The sequence below is a fragment of the Corallococcus sp. AB045 genome (genome assembly GCF_003668895.1).
Lineage (GTDB): Bacteria > Myxococcota > Myxococcia > Myxococcales > Myxococcaceae > Corallococcus > Corallococcus coralloides.
In genome coordinates this window covers 10,869-28,156 of record NZ_RAWN01000133.1, presented here as the reverse complement: position 1 = coordinate 28,156, position 17,288 = coordinate 10,869, and the positions used below count along the sequence as shown (strand labels likewise).

Annotated in this window: 12 protein-coding genes and 1 pseudogene; 9 read left to right on the top strand and 4 right to left on the bottom strand. The window is 70.1% G+C overall.

The genetic code is table 11. The features are described from left to right. Nucleotides 1–882, bottom strand: a pseudogene (locus D7Y21_RS27405) (hypothetical protein); the annotation flags it as partial. Between the two features lie 182 nt (nt 883–1,064). Here D7Y21_RS27405 and D7Y21_RS27400 point away from each other — a divergent pair. Beyond that, entirely contained in the window at nt 1,065–1,445 is a 381-nt protein-coding gene (locus tag D7Y21_RS27400) for a metallothionein (RefSeq protein ID WP_120566420.1), read from the top strand. A gap of 51 nt (nt 1,446–1,496) precedes the next feature. Here the strand turns inward: D7Y21_RS27400 and D7Y21_RS27395 are convergent, their stop codons facing one another. Further along, on the bottom strand, nt 1,497–2,108 hold the full coding sequence (locus D7Y21_RS27395; RefSeq protein WP_120566421.1) for a hypothetical protein: 612 nt from the start codon (nt 2,106–2,108) through the stop codon (nt 1,497–1,499). Between the two features lie 88 nt (nt 2,109–2,196). Next, nucleotides 2,197–3,129 carry a quinolinate synthase NadA gene (gene nadA / locus D7Y21_RS27390; RefSeq protein WP_120566422.1) on the bottom strand — a complete coding sequence of 311 codons (933 nt, stop codon included), beginning with the start codon at nt 3,127–3,129 and terminating at the stop codon, nt 2,197–2,199. A 379-nt stretch (nt 3,130–3,508) separates the two neighbouring features. Here nadA and D7Y21_RS27385 point away from each other — a divergent pair, with 379 nt between their 5' ends. The 8 genes from D7Y21_RS27385 (at nt 3,509) to D7Y21_RS27350 (ending at nt 15,829) form a co-directional block, all read left to right on the top strand. Then, the gene (locus tag D7Y21_RS27385) at nt 3,509–5,962 is read left to right on the top strand and encodes a PilZ domain-containing protein (RefSeq protein ID WP_121716671.1); all 2,454 of its coding nucleotides are present in this window, start codon (nt 3,509–3,511) and stop codon (nt 5,960–5,962) included. Further along, nucleotides 5,962–6,747: a methyltransferase domain-containing protein gene (locus tag D7Y21_RS27380; protein ID WP_199735497.1), complete on the top strand. Its 786-nt coding sequence runs from the start codon at nt 5,962–5,964 to the stop codon at nt 6,745–6,747. Before D7Y21_RS27385 ends, D7Y21_RS27380 begins: the two co-directional genes overlap by 1 nt. Continuing rightward, a complete protein-coding gene (locus D7Y21_RS27375; protein WP_120566424.1) occupies nt 6,744–9,671 on the top strand; it encodes an ATP-binding protein in 2,928 nt (975 codons plus the stop codon). Before D7Y21_RS27380 ends, D7Y21_RS27375 begins: the two co-directional genes overlap by 4 nt. Before the next feature lie 172 nt (nt 9,672–9,843). Beyond that, complete coding sequence (locus D7Y21_RS27370) at nt 9,844–11,232, top strand: peptide MFS transporter (protein WP_120566425.1); 1,389 nt, start codon at nt 9,844–9,846, stop codon at nt 11,230–11,232. A gap of 154 nt (nt 11,233–11,386) precedes the next feature. Next, on the top strand, nt 11,387–11,770 hold the full coding sequence (locus D7Y21_RS27365; RefSeq protein ID WP_120566426.1) for a barstar family protein: 384 nt from the start codon (nt 11,387–11,389) through the stop codon (nt 11,768–11,770). A gap of 174 nt (nt 11,771–11,944) precedes the next feature. Next, nucleotides 11,945–12,259 (top strand): hypothetical protein, encoded by a 315-nt coding sequence (locus D7Y21_RS27360; RefSeq protein WP_120566427.1) that lies wholly within the window; start codon nt 11,945–11,947, stop codon nt 12,257–12,259. A 191-nt stretch (nt 12,260–12,450) separates the two neighbouring features. Then, entirely contained in the window at nt 12,451–13,617 is a 1,167-nt protein-coding gene (locus D7Y21_RS27355; RefSeq protein ID WP_121716669.1) for an FIST signal transduction protein, read from the top strand. A gap of 16 nt (nt 13,618–13,633) precedes the next feature. Continuing rightward, nucleotides 13,634–15,829 carry an ATP-binding protein gene (locus tag D7Y21_RS27350; protein WP_121716667.1) on the top strand — a complete coding sequence of 732 codons (2,196 nt, stop codon included), beginning with the start codon at nt 13,634–13,636 and terminating at the stop codon, nt 15,827–15,829. On the opposite strand, the gene D7Y21_RS27345 is transcribed toward D7Y21_RS27350, so the two are convergent. Further along, nucleotides 15,826–17,274 (bottom strand): POT family MFS transporter, encoded by a 1,449-nt coding sequence (locus D7Y21_RS27345; protein WP_120566430.1) that lies wholly within the window; start codon nt 17,272–17,274, stop codon nt 15,826–15,828. The two genes, D7Y21_RS27350 and D7Y21_RS27345, sit on opposite strands and share 4 nt — an antisense overlap. Nucleotides 17,275–17,288 lie beyond the last annotated feature (14 nt).

The window sequence follows — 17,288 nt, the reverse complement described above, 5'->3', positions numbered from 1 at the left end:
GGCTCGGACCGCTGGCCGCTCTACGCGGTGGGCGCGGTCCGAGCCGTCGTGGAACGTGTTGGCGAGCACCTGGAAGAACTCCGCGCGGTTCTGCTCGAAGCCCTTCCACGCCAGGTTCTGCGGCGAGAACGTGGGCCCCCACGCCTTCCACGGCGCGCCCGGCTGGATGTCCGGTGGGTTGCCGAACCTCAGCACCACCCACGACAGGAACAGCGCCACGCCGGGCACCACGCCCAGCAGCGCCGGCACGCGCGGCCGCAGCCGGGCCACGATGCCTTTCGCCGCCGCGTCCTCCGGCACCGGCGTGGTGAGCAGCAGCCACGGCAGCCCGAACGCCAGGAACCCGAAGGCCTGCACGTGGAAGAGCAGCACCGCCACCAGACACACCGCCAGCCCCACGCCCCAGCGCGGCCGGCGCGGCGCGTCCGTCAGCGTCCGCACGAAGAGGCCGCAGCACACGAGCGTCAGCGGCAGGGCCGCCAGGTAGTTGATGAAGCCCCAGCCGAAGCTGTCTCCGTACGCGAGCGGCAGCGTGAGCAGCGCGGGCCACGACGGCCGGCCCAGGCTGCGCAACAGGAAGGCCATGCCCAGCGGCATCCCCACCACGTACGCGGTGAGGAAGACGCGGTTGGCCAGCTCCAGCGGCAAGAGCCAGTTGAGCGCGCTGACGAGGTAGTAGTAGCCCAGGTACGGCGTCAGCTCGTGCCGCGCCGCGAACAGCGTGGGGTAGAGCGTCGTCGGGTCGTCCAGCCGGTGCAGCACCGAGATGAGGTACAGGTGCTGCGGCAGGTCCACCATGGGCAGCAGGCGCGACACCCAGAGCGGGAGCGCCCCCAGGACGAGCGCGGCGACAAAGGCGATGCGAGCAGTTCGGTTCGTCACGGGCAGGAGGGCGCGGACTGTACGCGCGCGCCCCCGCGCCGGGCGAGCGCACCGTGGGCTCCGTTGAAGGGTAGGCAAAGGTGCGTGCGAATGCCTTGGCAGGGGGGATGCCCTGCGCTATAGGCCGGAGCGGCGAGCGCCTTCCCCAAGCCTTCCCCGGGCCTTCGCCAAGGAGAGCGGACATGGCACGCAGCGCGACGTTGATGACCGCGGGTTTGCTGCTGGGAGGCCTCTGGCTTCTGCCCGCCAGCGCCCATGCCTGCGAGGCCCACGCGAAGGCGGCCGCTGCCTCCAAGGGCACCGCGCCCCAGACGCCCGCGCCGGCCCCGGAGGCCAGGCAGGACGACGCGCCGCGCCCCCTGGAGGAGCTGGATCAGCTGCTGACGGCGAAGTGCTCCTGCGGCAGCAAGGCGGACTGCACCTGCAAGCGCGGCAAGTGCGAGTGCTCCAAGTGCTCGGGCCGTCATGCGCCGCGCCAGGTGACGGATGCGCTGCGCGGCCGCCCCGCCACGCAGGAGCTCCAGGAGGCGCGCAACGACGCCTCCGCCGGCATCTTCATCTGAAACGAAAAAGGGGCCCGTGGAGGGCCCCCTTGGGAACGCCAGCGAGGTGGCTCAGGCCGCCGGGCTGGAAGGCCGCCCGCGCGGGGCAGGGGTTCCGCCCTCGGCCACGAGCACCGGCCAGCCGCGCGCCATGGCCTCGCGGAAGAAGGCCGCCAGCTGGTGCCGGCTGCTGTTCACCGCGCCCTGGAACGGGTCGATGAGGGCCTCCTCGCCCAGGCTCTCCTGCGAGGACAGCTGCACCGGGTTGCCGCAGCGCTCGCAGCGGATGGACACCTGTCGCACCAGGGCCACCGGCACCGCGTAGCGGGCACTGCATTGGCCGCACTTCCACACCAGCGCGCGCTCGCCGGCCTCCAGGCGGGCCAGGTGCTCCAGCTCATCCGCCAGACGCAGCAGCGCCGGCAGGTCCTGGGGCGGCTGGGCGAAGATGGCGCTGGCGCCAAAGCCCTTGCCCGGCGAGCCCAGGGCCGGGGGACGGTCCCCCTGGAGCAGGGCGCGCAGGCGGTCGCGGGCTTTCAGGTCGCGGAACTCGGCGCCGGCGAGGGCACGCTCCACGGCCTCGTGCACCGGAGGCAGGTCCGGCTCGAGGCGCTCTTCGTCCGGCAGGGTCTTGGGGAAGTCCACCAGCCGGTGGGCGGGAAGTGCGAGAAATCGGAAGGCCACGTCCCTTCCATGGCACTTGGGCCCGCCATCCGCAAGACGCGAGTTGCCAAACGTGGGACGCGGGCGACAGTCCCGCGTCCCGCTTCTCTCAGGCGGACCACTCCAGCATCCGCTGCAGGGGAGCGAGCGCCGCGTGCTGCAGGTCCGCCGGCAGCACCAGCTCCGGCGTCCTGTCCTTCATGCAGCGGTAGAGCTTCTCCAGCGTGTTGAGGCGCATGTACGGGCACTCGTTGCACGCGCACCCGTTGTCCGGCGGCGCCGGGATGTACGTCTTGTCCGGCGCGGCCTTCTTCATCTGGTGGAGGATGCCGGCCTCCGTCACCACGATGAACTTCTTCTTCGGGCTCTTCACCACGTAATCCAGGATGGCCTTGGTGGAGCCGATGAAGTCCGCGTGCCGGAGCACTTGCTGCTCGCACTCCGGGTGGGCCACCACCTCCGCGTCCGGATGCTCCACCTTCAGCCCCACGAGCTTCTTCTCGCTGAAGATTTCATGGACGATGCAGCTGCCCGGCCACAGCACCATGTCGCGGCCCGTCTGCTTCATCACGTGCCGGCCCAGGTGTTGATCCGGCGCGAAGAGGATGGGGCGGTCCTTCGGAATCTGGTTCACGATGCGCACGGCGTTGGACGACGTGCAGATGACGTCGCTCATCGCCTTCACCGCGGCGGAGCTGTTCACGTACGACACCACGAAGGCGTCCGGGTGTTTGTCCTTGAACGCCTTGAAGGCCGCGGGCGGGCACCGGTCCGACAGCGAGCAGCCGGCCTTGAGGTCCGGAAGCAGCACCTGTCGACTGGGATTCAGAATCTTGGCGGTCTCCGCCATGAAGTGCACACCACAGAAAACGATGACGTCCGCCTCCGTCCGCGCCGCGGCCTGCGCGAGCGCCAGGCTGTCACCGACGAAGTCGGCCACGTCCTGCACTTCGCTCTCCTGGTAGTAGTGCGCCAGGATGACCGCGTTCATGGAGCGCTTCAGCTCCCGGATGCCGCCCTCGTAATCCACCGTCTCGCCCATGGGGGGCCTCCTCGTCGCCCGCGCATTCTGTAACGGCGTTCGCGGCCCGGGGCCAGCGCGCTCCACCGGCCCTCGTGCGTGCGTCCCTACCCACCAAGGGGTCCCAGGCGACTGCGTGTCTTTAACCTATTCCGAAAAGTCCTCTCACCCCCGCGTACATCACCTAATCCATAGGAGCAGGTAAAGTACGCGGTGGTTGTTCGCCGGCGGCTCACCGGGAAGGCGTCTCAGCGCGGGCCCGCTGGCAACAAGAGAGAGCACCTGGCTCGGGCACTCAAGACATGCGGATGGCGGGAACGGGGCGCGTGCGAGCCCCGCGTCGACGGGAATGGCGCCTTGCACGGGCGCTGGTGTGGCTCTTGCGCGTCGGGGGAAATCCATGAGCGTGCCGACTCACGAAGTCCTCATCGTCCACCCTAACGAGATGCGTCGCAACGCGCTGAAGTCCGCGTTGAACACGCACCGGGTTTCAGTGGTGGGCTCACAGTTGGAAGCCACGCGGCGCATGGAGGCGACCGCACCCACATTGATCATCGCGCCCGCGGACAACGCGCGCCGCTTCCTTCGCCACGTGGACCGCGCGGCGCCGGAGGCGGTCTGCGTGTTCGTCTGCGCCCGGTCGGATCAGCACGGGCTGGAGGAGCTGGTGGAGACGGCCGCGGAGGGGCACGTCTTCAGCACGGTGGACGACGCGCTGACCGAGGGCGAATTGAAGACGCGCCTGCGCGACATCCTCCAGCTGCGCGCGTCCACACGCGTGTCGCTGGATGCCGGAATGCGCGTGGACTTCCTCCTGCGCGGCCAGGCCTTCAGCGCCGAGTGCCAGGACCTGGGCCACTTCGGCGCCGCGCTCCAGGTCCCCATGGACGCGTCGCTGGCGGCCTTCCTGCCGGGCACGCCCCTGGACTCGCTGACCATGCTGCGCGACGGCCGGCCCGTGCTGCACGTGGCCCGCGCCTACGTGCGCCACGCCACCCCCGTCCAGCAGGGGACGCACGCGTTCCTGCGCGTGGGCATCTCCTGGCGGCTCGCGCACGACGAGTCCACCGCCGCGCCGCCGCGCACGCTGCGGGACGCGGTGGCGGTGCAGGCCGCGCTGCGCAAGGCGCTCCGGCGCGAACTGCCCGTGTGGCTGCATCCGGCGGACAGCCAGACGGCGCACTTCCTCCTGGAGTCCGCCACGGTGGAGCCTTCCGACGAACGGGGCCTCCTGCGCGGGAAGGTGTCCCCGGCGCTGCCCGTGAGCGTGGGGGAGGTGGTCCACCTCTCCTTCGAGATGGGCGGCCAGCGCTACCGCGGCGTCACCAGCATGCTCCACGTGGGGCATGACGGCGTGGTGCTGGGGATGCCCCGCACGCTCGCGGTGGAGAACCGGCGTGGACAGCAGCGCTTCCGCCCCAGCGCGCAGCACCGCTTCCTCGTGCGCTTCACCTCGCCGTTCAGCGGCCAGCGCATCACCCGCGCGGTGCTGGACCTGGGCGCGGGCGGGTTCGCCTTCCCCATCGACGCGTCGTGCGAGGTGCTGCCGGTGGGCTCGCGGCTGGACACCATGCTGCTGTTGCCGGACGGCTCGGAGGTGGCGTGCCGCGTGGAGGTGCGCTCGGTGGACGTCGTCCCCTTCGAGTCCCGGCATGATCAGCGCCTGCGGCCCTACCGCTGCGGCGTGCGCATCCTGGACATGCCGCGCGCGGTGCGCGACGCCATCGTGGACGCGTTCGTGTCCGCGCGCGCGCCCCAGGTCCGCGACAGCGCGGTGTTCCGCTTCCCGGACGTCTGGCGGATGATGGAGGACGCCCGCTACACCTTCCACCCGGACCACCCCTTCGGCGAGGAGTCCCGCGTCCTGCCCGTGCTGGAGGCGACGTACGAGCGGCTGGGGCGCTCGCGTGAGCTGGGGCGCTCGCTCGTCTTCACGGACGCGCACCGGCTGTTGGGGCACGTCAACGGCCTGCGCATGTACTCCGCCACGTGGCTGGTGCAGCACCTGGCCGTGATGCCGGGCTTCCGGCGCAGCGAGCAGATCTCCAGCGAGCTCACGTCGCTCGCGGTGGAGGTGGGCGAGGCGATGGAGGACGTGGAGTTCATCCGCTACATGTGGCGCACCGACAACCGGTGGCCGCACCGGCTGGGCACGTGGCTGGCGCGCGTGCTGGAAGGGCAGGGGCTGTGCCACCTGCGCCAGTTCCACTACCTGCGCGCGGACCTGTCCCAGATGCCCACCGTGGACGCGGGCACGCTGCCGGCCGTCCGCGAGGCGGGCCCGGAGGACCGCCAGTGGCTGGAGTCATACCTGCGCCGCCGGGGGGAGATGGTGCGCCTGCTCAGCGAGGACCTGGGCGCGGACCCGGGCCCCGAGTCCGCCCTGGGCGCGCGCTTCCGCGCGGCGGGCCTGCACCGCGAGCGGCGCATGTTCGTGGTGGATGGGAACGAGGGCCCGCTCGCGCTGGCGCTCCAGGACGAGGCCACGCCGGGCCTGAGCCTCATTGAAGTCACCAACGGCTTCAACCTGGTGGTGGCGGACCGGAAGCACCCTCGCGCGAAGGACGCGGTGGTGGCGCTGGCGCTGCGGTGCATGGCGCACGCGCGCGAGCGGGGCCGCGGTTCGGCGCTGGGCATGGTGGACGCGCTGGACGTGCCGATGCTGGGCGCCTGGGGCTTCATGGACCAGGGCCTCTTCTCCGAGTGGACCTTCCACCGCTCCATGGTGCGCCGCTGGTGCGAGGCCTGGCGCTCGCTCTTCGAACGGCAGATGCCCATGCGGCGCATGAAGCACCGGGCCTCCGCCCAGGCTCCCGAGGCTCCGGCGTCCGTCCAGAAGCAGGAGGTGCGCTGATGTACCTCATGGAATCCACGGACGAGTCCCGCCGCCTGCTGGAGCAGGAGCAGTCCCAGGACACGCGCGACGTCCTCCTCCGCACGGGCCTCAAGCCGGGGGACCGCGCGCTGGACGCCGGCTGCGGCCCCGGCGGCATCGCGGAGTTGATGGCGGAGCGGGTGGGGGAGGGCGGCCACGTCACCGGCGTGGAGCTGCACGAGGGCCGCATCACGGAGGCGCGGGCGCGCAACGCCCACCGCCCGAACCTGACGTTCGTCCAGGCGGATGTGCGCACCACGGGCCTGCCCTCGGACGCGTTCGATTATGCTTGGAGCCAGTACGTCTTCGAGTACCTGCCGGACCGGGACGTGGCGCTCGCGGAGCTCATCCGCGTGACGCGGCCCGGGGGGCGGGTGGTGGTGTCCGACATCGACGGGCTGGGCCTCCAGAACTGGCCCTTCCCGGAGCACCTGCGCGTGGGCACCCAGCGCATCGTGGAGGCCCTGGCGACGCAGGGGTTCGACCTGTACGTGGGCCGCAAGCTGTATTCTGAGTTCCGCCGCGCGGGGCTCACGGACGTGCGGGTGCACCTGATGCCCTTCTATCTCTCCCCGGGCGCCGCCGAGGCGCGGCTCGTGCGCGACTGGAAGACGCGCTTCGAAGCGTTGGCGCCGGTGGGCGCGGCGGTCCTGGGCGGGCTCGAGGCCTACCAGTCGCACTGCGCCGACTTCCTGGCCATGCTCGAGGACCCGGAGGGACTGAAGTACGCGGTGACGCTGGTCACCGAAGGAACGAAGCCGTGACCCAACGCCTGCCGGCGGTGAAGGTGCTGGATGTGTCCGCGGACAACGCCCCCGAGGTGAGCGTCCGCGCCACGTCCACGCTGCTGCTCTACTTCGAGCACCGCTTTGGCGCGGAGCGGCTGGCCCGGGTGTGGCGCGAGTACGGGTTCAGCCTGGGGCTGGACTACATGCGCCAGCCCACCAACTACGTCTCGCTGCGCTTCCTGGAGCGCGTGGCGGCGGCGCTGCGCGAGGACTCCGGCGACTCGCGCTTCATGCGGGAGGCGGGCCTCTTCACCGCGTCGCCGCAGGCGCTGGGCTTCGTCTTCTACATGCTGCGCGCCTTCGGCTCGCCCAAGGCCTGCTACAAGCAGACCATCGACTTCTCCCCCAGCTACAACCGGGTGGGGGCGTTCGCGGTGGACCTGCTGGAGCACAAGCGGCTCAAGCTGTCCTACCGCAGCAGCATCCCGGAGCAGAACCGCAACATCTGCGAGCTGCGCATGGGCCAGTTCGCGTCCTTCCCCACCATCTGGGGCCTGGCGCCCGCGGAGGTGCGGGAGACGGAGTGCCAGGTGCTGGGCGGCCACGCGTGCCGCTACCACCTCACCTGGACGGATCCACCCACGCTCTGGGGCCACTACCTGGGCCTGCTGCTGGGCATGGTGTGCGGGCTGCTGGCCACGCACCTGGGCTGGGGGGACGCGCTCTTCTCCGTGGCGTCGCTGGGCATGGGCGGCTTCGCGCTGGGCGGCTGGTTGGACCGGTGGCGCGAGCTCAAGCGCAAGGACGAGCTGCTCGCGGCGCAGGCCCAGGCGAACATGGGCTCGCTGCGCGAGCTGCAGCAGCGCTACGACGAAGTGTTTGGCAGCAACGTGGCGCTGGAGGACCGCGTCGTCGCGCGCACGCGCGAGCTGTCCGAAGCCAACGAGAAGCTGGAGGCGGCGCTCGTCAAGCAGCGGGAGCAGGACCGGTTGAAGACGGAGTTCTTCGACAACGTGAGCCATGAGCTGCGCACGCCGCTCACGCTCATCCTGCTATCGCTGGACGCGCTCCAGAAGGAACCGGAGTCGTTGCCCACGGTGGTGCGGCAGCACCTGGTGACGCTGGACCGGAGCACGCAGCGGCTCTTGAGGCTCATCGACAACCTGCTCAACCTGGCGCAGCTGGAGGCGGGCAAGGTGCGGCTGCGCTACCAGCCGGTGGAGCTGCACGCGTTCCTGTCCTCGCAGTTGCTGCCCTTCCGCACCGTGGCGGAGAAGCAGGGGCTCACCCTCACGCTGGAGGGCGGGCCGGTGTCGCCGGTGCACGCGGACGCGGAGCGCATTGAAGGCGTGTTCCACAACCTGGTCTCCAACGCGCTCAAGTTCACGCCGGCCGGCGGCAGCATCGCGGTGCGGCTGCGCGAGGACGAGACGGACGTGCACGTGGAGGTGGTGGACACGGGGCAGGGCATGGCGCCCGCGGACCTGGCCGTCATCTTCGACCGCTTCGCCCAGGCGGACACGACCGGCACGCGGCGCTTCGGGGGCAGCGGCATTGGCCTGGCGCTGGTGAAGGAGACGCTGGCGCTGCACGCGGGCGGCATCGAGGTGTCGAGCACGCCGGGGCAGGGCTCCAGCTTCCGCGTGCGGCTGCCCAAGGGCACCTGGCATCTGCGCGAGGACTTGCGCGAGCGCCGCGCCACGGACCTGCCCACGCGCCGCGAGCGCCGCAGCTCCGGCCGCTTCGCCACCGTGCTGGCCGCCACCGTCGCCGGGGCGCAGCGCCCCACGGAGCCGCAGGACCACACGCGCGCGGACTCGAAGGCCCCCCGCATCCTGGTGGTGGAGGACGACGCGGAGATCCGCGCCTTCATCGCGGACATCCTCGCGCCCAGCTACCGGGTGCTGGAGGCCACCAACGGGGAAGAGGGCGCGCGCCGCGCGATGGAGGAGCGGCCGGACCTGGTGGTGTCCGACGTGATGATGCCGGTGCAGTCCGGCCTGAATCTCCTGGTGCAGCTGCGCGCCAATGCGCAGACGGTGGACATGCCCGTCATCCTGCTCACCGCGCGCCAGGAGGTGTCCGCCAAGGTGGAGGCCCTGGGCGCGGGCGCCAATGACTACCTGGGCAAGCCCTTCAGCCCGCGCGAGCTGCTGGCGCGCGTGGAGACGCAGCTGCGCCTGCGCGAGGCGGCCGTGCGCGCGGCGGAGAACGAGCGGCTGGCGGCCATCGGCCTGCTCACCTCCGGGTTCGCGCACGAGGTGCGAAACCCCCTCAACGGGCTGATGAACGCGCTCATCCCGCTCAAGGAGGTCATGCAGGGGAAGCAGACGGGCGGCGACCCCAACCTGGGCACCGCGATGCTGGAGGTGATGGAGGAGTGCGGCCAGCGCATCCGCCACCTGGCGGAGTCGCTGCTGTCCTTCGTGCGCACGGCGGAGAAGCCGGTGGCGGTGCGGCTGGACACGGCGCTCGACTCCACGCTCAACGTGCTGGGCTGGCGCATCCCGCCGGGCGTCGTGGTGGAGCGCGCCTACCAGTGCGCGGAGCCCATCTGGGGTGACCCGGGCACCCTCAACCAGGTGTGGCTCAACCTGCTGGACAACGCCGTGCGCGCGGTGGGCGACGCCGGCCGCGTGCTGGTGGAGACGGCCCAGCAGGGCGATGAGGCGCTCGTCACCATCGTGGACACCGGCGTGGGCATCCGCCCGGAGGACCTGGAGCGGCTCTTCCAGCCCTTCTTCTCCACCCGCGCCGCGGGTGAAGGCACGGGCCTGGGCCTGGCGCTCAGCCGGCGCATCGTCCTGCAGCACGGCGGCCGCATCCACATCACCAGCCAGATGGGGAAGGGCACGCGCGTGGAGGTCCGGCTGCCCATGCGCCCCGCGCAGGCGGAGCCCCTGGCCTCCACCCCCACCACGGGTGCGAGTCGCGGCCGCTGGCCGAGACGCATCGGCTGACGCGCCCGGCCACGAACGAACGGGGCGCGGGGGGCTGAAGGGCTGCTCGCGCAGGGGGCGGGAATTCCCAAGGACGCGGGGTGTCCTCTGGCCTCGCCGAGGGCGGGACTCCTGTTACAGTCGCGCGACTTTTCGTTCCCCCTCCCAAGAATCCGTTCGAGGAATTCACGGCATGCAAAGCACCGTCGCCGCGGGCGAGGCCCGCAAGGGGCATCCCCCGGGCCTGTATTTGTTGTTCGCCACCGAGATGTGGGAGCGCATGTCCTATTACGGCATGCGCGGCCTGCTGGTGCTCTTCCTCACCGACAAGGTGCGGGGTGGCTTTGGCTGGTCCACGGCGGATGCCCTGAGCCTCTACGGCACGTACACGGGCCTCGTGTACCTGACGCCGATTTTGGGCGGCTACATCGCGGACCGCTTCATCGGCCAGCGCAAGGCGGTGATGCTGGGCGGCGCGTTGATGGTGATTGGCCACCTGCTGTTGGCGCTACCCGGCATCTCCATCTTCTACGCGGGCCTGGGCTTCCTCATCATCGGCAACGGCTTCTTCAAGCCGAACATCTCCACCATGGTGGGCGGGCTGTACCCCGCGGGTGACGGCCGGCGCGACGGTGCCTTCACCATCTTCTACATGGGCATCAACCTGGGCGCGGTGCTGGGCAACTTCATCTGCGGCACGCTGGGTGAGCGCGTGGGCTGGCACTGGGGCTTCGGCTCCGCCGGCGTGGGCATGACGCTGGGCCTGATCATCTTCATGACGCTGGCGCACAAGTTCCTGGGCAACGTGGGCCTCGCGCCCGCGCCGCGCCCCACCGAGGCGCAGAAGACGACGCCGGACGGCAAGCACCACGCCTTCAGCCGCCAGGAGTGGGACCGCATCATCGTCATCTTCATCATCGCGCTGTTCGTGGTGGCGTTCTGGACGGGCTTCGAGCAGGCGGGCGGCCTGATGAACCTCTACACGGACCAGAAGGTGGACCGCTCCATGTTCGGCTGGGAGGTGCCCACCACCTGGTTCCAGAACTTCAACTCCGTCTTCATCGTGACGCTGGCGCCCATCTTCGCGGCGGTGTGGAGCTCGCTGGCGGCGAAGGGCAAGGACCTGAGCATCCCGGTGAAGATGTCCCTGGGGCTCATCTTCCTGTCGGTGGGCTTCGCCTTCATGCTGGGCGCCTCCAAGGAGAGCGCGGCGGACGGCAAGGCGGCGGCGTGGTGGGTCATCATGGCGTACCTCTTCCACACCATGGGCGAGCTGTGCCTGTCGCCGGTGGGCCTGTCCATGGTGAGCAAGGTGGCGCCCCAGCGCGTCGTCTCCGCGATGATGGGCGTGTGGTTCCTGGCGAACGCGGTGGCCAACAAGCTGTCCGGCGTGCTGGGTGGCTACTCGGAGAAGATGGGTGAGTTCAGCGTGTTCCTCACCATCGTCATCGGCGCGGGCCTGGCGGGCGTCATCCTGCTGTTCCTCGCCCCCATGCTGAAGCGGATGATGCACGGCACGGACGAAGTGACGCCGGCTCCGGCGCCCACGGCCCAGCAGGGCAGCGTCCACCCGGCCACCTGAGCCAGGGGTGGTTTGCTGAAGCACGAACGCCGGAGCGCCCCCAGGGTGCTCCGGCGTTTTTCGTCCGTCAGTTCAGCCAGCCCACGAAGCCCTGGAGTTCCGAACCGATGCTTCTTGTAGGCGTGTCGCTCCGAACACGGATTACCGTGACGTCATGAGCACGCCATCCACGAGCTTCCGATTCGTTGACCCGGGGCGGTTCCAACTGGAGAACAGCCACCTGGGAAGGGTGCCTGCGGGCGTCGTCGGCAAGGCGCAGTTGATGCAGAGCCTTTCCGAGGCGCTCCGGTTCCCGGACTACTTCGGCCGGAACTGGGATGCGCTCTCCGAATGCCTTCGGGACCTGTCGTGGCTCCCTCCGGGTCGGGTCGTCCTGGTGCATGACGCCCTGCCTGAGCTGCCATCGAAGGACCTCCACACCTATGTGGAGGTCCTCGATGCGGCCGTGAAGGACTGGAAGCCCGGGGAGAGCTACGAGTTGGTGGTCGTGTTCGCTGAATCGGACCGTGGCTCCGTGCTCGAACACCTGCGAGCCTGACCCCGAGTGCCGGAGCGCCCCCTGGGTGCTCCGGCGTTTTTCTTTCGCGTCGGGCTGGAGGACGGGAAGGGCGCCACCGCGGGGTTGCGGCCGTCCATGGGGGCCTGCGCGTCCGTCTGGTGAGGCCGCGCATCAAGATGCTCAACGTGCTGCGCTCCATCAAGGGTGAACGCCATGCAGATCGGGAACATTGGGTGGGACCAGCTCCACGATGCAACGCTGGTTGCCGTGACCACGGAGTGGGCGTCGGGCGAGACCCACGTTCGGGTGCGGCTGAGTGAGGCGGCTGCGCGCGGTGCCGGAATTCATGTCACGGGCTCGAAGCTGCTTCGCTGTCCCCGAGAACAACCTTGGGGCCCGAGCGTGTCGATCAACGAGGTCCGCCTCCTCTCCCTTCGGGATGGGCGGAAGCGACTTGAGATCGAGGTTCAGAGCGGAGACGTGATCGAGATCGAGGGCGACGCTGTTGAACTCAACGTCGATGCCTGACCCCAGTCGGCCGGGGGCACACCTGCCGCGCCACGACCCAGCAGGGCTTGGTCCACCCGGCCACCTGAGCCGGACAGGGCAGCCTTGCTGAAACACGAACGCCGGAGCGCCCCCTGGGTGCTCCGGCGTTTTTCATGGGCCCTGCCGTCCCTGCACGCCCGCTCCCGCGTGGGTATCGATTCATAAAGCCCATGCGGATCCAGATTGGAAAGAGCCGCTCGGCGGATTGCACCACCGCCGCGCGGGAGGCGAGCCAGGAGGCGCTGCGAGGCGCGGACGCCCCCACGTTCGCGCTCGTGCTGTGCACGGACCAGTACGACGCGGCGGCGTTGGCGTCCGCGGTCGGCGCGGAGCTCGGGGACATCCCCTGGGCCGGGTGCTGCGCGGCGGGCGTCTTCGCGGGAACGGAGCTCTTGCTCCAGGGCCTGGTCATCGCGCTCTTCAGCGGCGGCGACTTCCGCGTCGGCGTGGGCATGGGCGGTCCGGTCAGTGTGAGCCCGCGAGCGGCCGGGCGCGCGGCGGTGGCCGAGGCCGTCGGCAAGCTGCCTCCCAAGCCGCCCGGATACCGGCGCACGCTGTTCGTCCTTCCGGACGCGCTGAGCGGCAACTCGACGGAGGTCGTGCGCGGGGCTCAACAGGAGGCGGGCGCGGGCATCCGTTGGGCGGGGGGCGGAGCGGGCAACAACGTCCGGTTCGTGAAGACGGCCCAGTTCACCAAAGGGCATGCCTACCAGGACCAGGTGGTCGTGATTGCCTTCGATGCCCTGGAGCCGTTTGGCGTGGGCATCCAGCACGGCTGGTCTCCGTATGGTCCGCCCTCGCAGGTCACGAAGGCCCGGGGCTCGACCGCCGTGGAGCTCGACTACGAGCGCGCCTTCGAGGTCTACCGGTACACGGCCGAGAGCCGGGGGGACGCGCTGGACGCGCGGAGCTTCCCCCGCTTCGCGATGACCCACCCGCTGGGGATTCCCCAGGCCAATGGCGAGTTCGTGATCCGCGACCCCCTGTCCGTCGAACCCGACGGCTCGGTGCGCTTCATCGCCGAGGTCCCGGACGGCTCCCTGGTCCGCGTGATGGAGGGCAAACGCACGGACCTGCTCGACGCCGCGGCCAGCGCCGCCACCCTGGCCCGGGAGGCAACCCCTGGCACTCTGGGCGGCGCGGTGGTGTTCGATTGTGTCTCCCGGTACCTCGTCCTGGGGGAGGGCGTCCGGGACGAGCTCGCGAGGTTCCAGGACGCGCTTGGAGCGGGCGTCCCGGTCGTGGGCTGTCTGACCTTGGGCGAGGTGGGGGCCATGGGAGGTGGGGTCCCCCAGTTCCACAACAAGACAGCGGTGGTGGTCGCCCTGCCTGGATGAGGGAGTGAGGTGGCGCATGGCGGACCACGGCGCGGACGGGGACCACAAGCTCACCGAGGAGCGGCTCGCGCTGTTGAGCGTGCTCCAGGAGCTCACCGTCGCGGCGCTTGATCTGCTCGATCCATGCAAGCCCGCCGACGACTTCCTGGACCGCGTCGCGGAGCGGCTGGGGTGCGCGGTCGCCCTCTGGCTCCATCCGGATGCGCGGGGACACGTGGGGCTGCTGGGCGCGAGCGGCTTGTCCTCGGCTTCCCGCCAGCTGCCGATTCCGGGGCCGCTGTTGATAGACCTGCCCTATCCGGAGCTGGCCTCGCCGGAGCTCGTGCGGTGGACCGTGCCCATCGACGACGCCGGGGCCCCTTCCAGCTTGATGCTGCTGTACTTCGACCGCGAGCCGCGGCTGCCGCGGCAATACCGGGGCATGATGGAGCGGCTCGGCGGCGTGCTCCAAACCGCGCTCGTCCACCGGCAGCTCTTCGCGAGGACCCTGGACAGCGAGCGCGCGCTCCAACATGAGCGGGACTTCAGCTCGGCGGTCCTGGATACGGCCCGCGCGCTGGTCATCGTCCTGGATCCCCAAGGGAGGATTGTCCGCTTCAACCGGGCGTGCCAGGCGGTGACGGGCTACTCCTTCGAGGAGCTGCGCGGCGCGTATTTCTGGACGCGGCTCCTGCCACCGGACGAAGCGGCGCGGGTCGAGACGAACTTCGCCGTGCTCGCGGCCGGGCTGGGGTTCGAGCAGTCCGAGCATCACTGGCTGACCCGCAGGGGTGAGCGCCGCCTCATCTCCTGGTCCAGCAACGTCCTGCGAGGCGAGTCCGGAGCAATCGAGTACGTCATCGGCACCGGCATCGACATCACCGAGCACCGCCGGACCGAGCAGGAGCGCGATCAGACCTTCCAGCGGGAGCAACAGGCGCGCTCCCGCGCGGAGGAGCAGGAGGGCAGGTCCGCGCTCCTGGCGGAAGCGTCCGGGCTGCTCACCGGCTCGCTCGCCCCCGAGGACGCACTGCGCAGCGTGGCCACGCTGACCGTCCAGCAGTTCGCCGACTGGTGCGCGGTGGACCTGCTGGACGGGGGGCATTCCTTCCAGCGCATCACCGAGGCCCGCTCCAAGGCGCTGCGCGCCACCGCGCCCGCGCGGATGCACTGCGCGCTGCCCGACCTGGAGGCCGAGCATGGTCCGGGGAGGGTGCTCCGCGTGGGCGAACCGGAGTTCTGCCCGGAGGGGTGCGCCTCCATGTCGCTGGGCTGCGTGCGGGACGGGCAGGGCCTGTCCGAGGTCGTCGATTTCCAGTCCTGGATCTCGGTGCCGCTGCTCGCGCGGGACCATACGCTCGGCGCGCTCACGCTCGCCCGCATGGAGGGCGGTGGCCGCTATGGCCCGGCGGATTTCGCGCTCGCCCAGGAGCTGGCCCGCCGCGCGGCGATGGCGCTGGACAACGCCCGCCTCTATCAGCAGGCCCAGCTGGCGATCGGCCTTCGGGATGAGTTCCTCTCCATTGCCTCCCATGAGCTGAAGACCCCGGTCACGTCGCTCCAGTTGTCGGTGCAGGGCTTGACGCGCCTTGCCCGGACAGGAGCGCTCGGGACCGCGCGGGTGGACGCGGTGACCCACTCGCTGGAGGTCATCGAGCGTCAGGCGAAGCGGATGGCGAAGCTCGTCAACACCCTGCTGGACGTCTCACGCATCCAGGCCGGAAAGCTCGATCTGGAGTTCGAGGAGGTGGACCTGGCCGCGCTGGTCCGGGACGTGGCGGCGCGCTTCGCCCCGGAGCTGGCCACGTCGGGAACCCGGCTCCAGGTCCACGCCGGCACGGCGATGCCGGGTGTATGGGACCGGTCGCGGTTGGATCAGATCGTCACCAACCTGCTCTCGAACGCCATCAAGTACGGCGAAGGTAGGCCCATTGAAGTCCGGGTGGAGGGGGACGCCATGATGGCCCGCCTGGAGGTCCGGGATCAGGGCATTGGCATCCCGTCGGAGCGGCACGCGCGCATCTTCCGCGCCTTCGAGCGCGCGGTGTCGTCACGCCACTACGGTGGGCTGGGATTGGGCCTCCACATCGTGAACCAGCTGGTGGAGAGGCTGGGCGGCTCGGTCCGGGTCGAAAGCGAGGCGGGGCAGGGGGCCACCTTCACGGTGGAGCTGCCCCGCCGGGGGCCGCATGCGTCTGCCTCGGCGGACCCGACCGTGCAGCTGGGGCCTTAAGCCGGCTTCGGCTCGACGCCCGGGTTGCGGCCGTCCATGGGGGCCTGCGCGTCCGTCTGGTAGTAGTCGCGCACCACGTAGCGGCGGGCCACCAGCGCCATGCCCACGCCGGCCACGGCCGCCAGCGCCGCGTAGAAGAAGAACTGCGCGGAGCCCGTGAAGACGTTGAGCGCCGCGGCGATGGCCACCGCCACGTTCGCCAGCGTGTTCGTCACCAGCCACACGCTCTGGATGGTGCCCTTCATCTCCCGGGGCGCCTGCGTGTACGCGAACTCCAGGCCCGTGGTGGACACCAGGATCTCCGCCACCGTCAGCACGATGTACGGCAAGAGCTGCCACGCGATGTTCAGCGTCGTCCCGCCCTCCATGGCCACCTGGAAGAAGCCCGCGATGACGAACGACGCGGCGCCAATCACCAGGCCCAGAGGCATGCGGCGCAGCGGCGTCAGCTCCCAGCCCATCCGCTGGAAGGCCGGATAGACGATGGCCGTCAGGAAGGGGATGAGCATCATCACCAGCATGGGGTTGATGAACTGCATCTGGCTGGGCTGGAACACGATGCCGCCCACGTTGGGGTCCATGGACCGCGCCTGCACCACCCAGGTGGACGCCTTCTGATCAAACAGCATCCAGAAGAAGGGCACGAACGGCAGCATCAGCGCGGACACGCGGAACACCGCCTTCACGCCCTCCACCGCCTCCGCCGGGTGCTCCGCCTTCGCCTTGTCCAGCCACGTGCCGCCCGCCGCGTCCTTGCCCCGGAACGCGCTGCCCAGCACCTTGAAGAACGAGTGCGGATTGGGGCCCGTGGGCGGCACCAGCACGTAGTGCTTGCGGCCCGCCCAGAAGATGACCGTCGCCAGGAACATCAGGATGCCCGGCACGCCGAAGGCCACCGCCGGCCCGTAGTTCTTCATCAGCAGGGGGACGAACAGCGACGCGAAGAACGAACCGAAGTTGATGGTCCAGTAGAAGATGGCGAAGACCTTCTTCACCAGGTGCTTGTTCGTCTCCGTGAACTGGTCGCCCACCATCGCGGACACGCACGGCTTGATGCCGCCGGAGCCAATCGCGATGAGCGTCAGGCCCGTGTAGAAGCCCGTGGCGTTGTCCTCGAAGAGCGCCAGACACGCGTGCCCCGCGCAGTACACGAGGCTCAGCACGAAGATGGTGTGGAACTTCCCGAAGAAGCGGTCCGCCAGGTAGCCGCCGAGGAGCGGGAAGAAGTACACCCCCGCCATGAACAGGTGCATCAGGTACTTCGCCTGGGCCTCCCGCGCACCCGACTCCGGCACGTGGTTGCGCAGCAGGTAGTCGATGAAGAACACCACGAGGATGTTCCGCATCCCGTAGAAGCTGAAGCGCTCACAGGCCTCGTTCCCGATGATGTAGGGAATCTGGGGCGGGAAGCGCTGGGAGGTGGGGGCGGTCGAGGTCTCGGCCATGCCCCCACCCTACC

Bases quoted from the DNA above. Each gene is read 5' to 3' on its own strand.
- D7Y21_RS27345 (WP_120566430.1), bottom strand. From the start codon at position 17,274: ATGGCCGAGACCTCGACCGCCCCCACCTCCCAGCGCTTCCCGCCCCAG.
- D7Y21_RS27365 (WP_120566426.1), top strand. From the start codon at position 11,387: ATGAGCACGCCATCCACGAGCTTCCGATTCGTTGACCCGGGGCGGTTC.
- D7Y21_RS27360 (WP_120566427.1), top strand. From the start codon at position 11,945: ATGCAGATCGGGAACATTGGGTGGGACCAGCTCCACGATGCAACGCTG.
- D7Y21_RS27355 (WP_121716669.1), top strand. From the start codon at position 12,451: ATGCGGATCCAGATTGGAAAGAGCCGCTCGGCGGATTGCACCACCGCC.
- D7Y21_RS27350 (WP_121716667.1), top strand. From the start codon at position 13,634: ATGGCGGACCACGGCGCGGACGGGGACCACAAGCTCACCGAGGAGCGG.
- D7Y21_RS27400 (WP_120566420.1), top strand. From the start codon at position 1,065: ATGGCACGCAGCGCGACGTTGATGACCGCGGGTTTGCTGCTGGGAGGC.
- D7Y21_RS27370 (WP_120566425.1), top strand. From the start codon at position 9,844: ATGCAAAGCACCGTCGCCGCGGGCGAGGCCCGCAAGGGGCATCCCCCG.
- nadA (WP_120566422.1), bottom strand. From the start codon at position 3,129: ATGGGCGAGACGGTGGATTACGAGGGCGGCATCCGGGAGCTGAAGCGC.
- D7Y21_RS27385 (WP_121716671.1), top strand. From the start codon at position 3,509: ATGAGCGTGCCGACTCACGAAGTCCTCATCGTCCACCCTAACGAGATG.
- D7Y21_RS27380 (WP_199735497.1), top strand. From the start codon at position 5,962: ATGTACCTCATGGAATCCACGGACGAGTCCCGCCGCCTGCTGGAGCAG.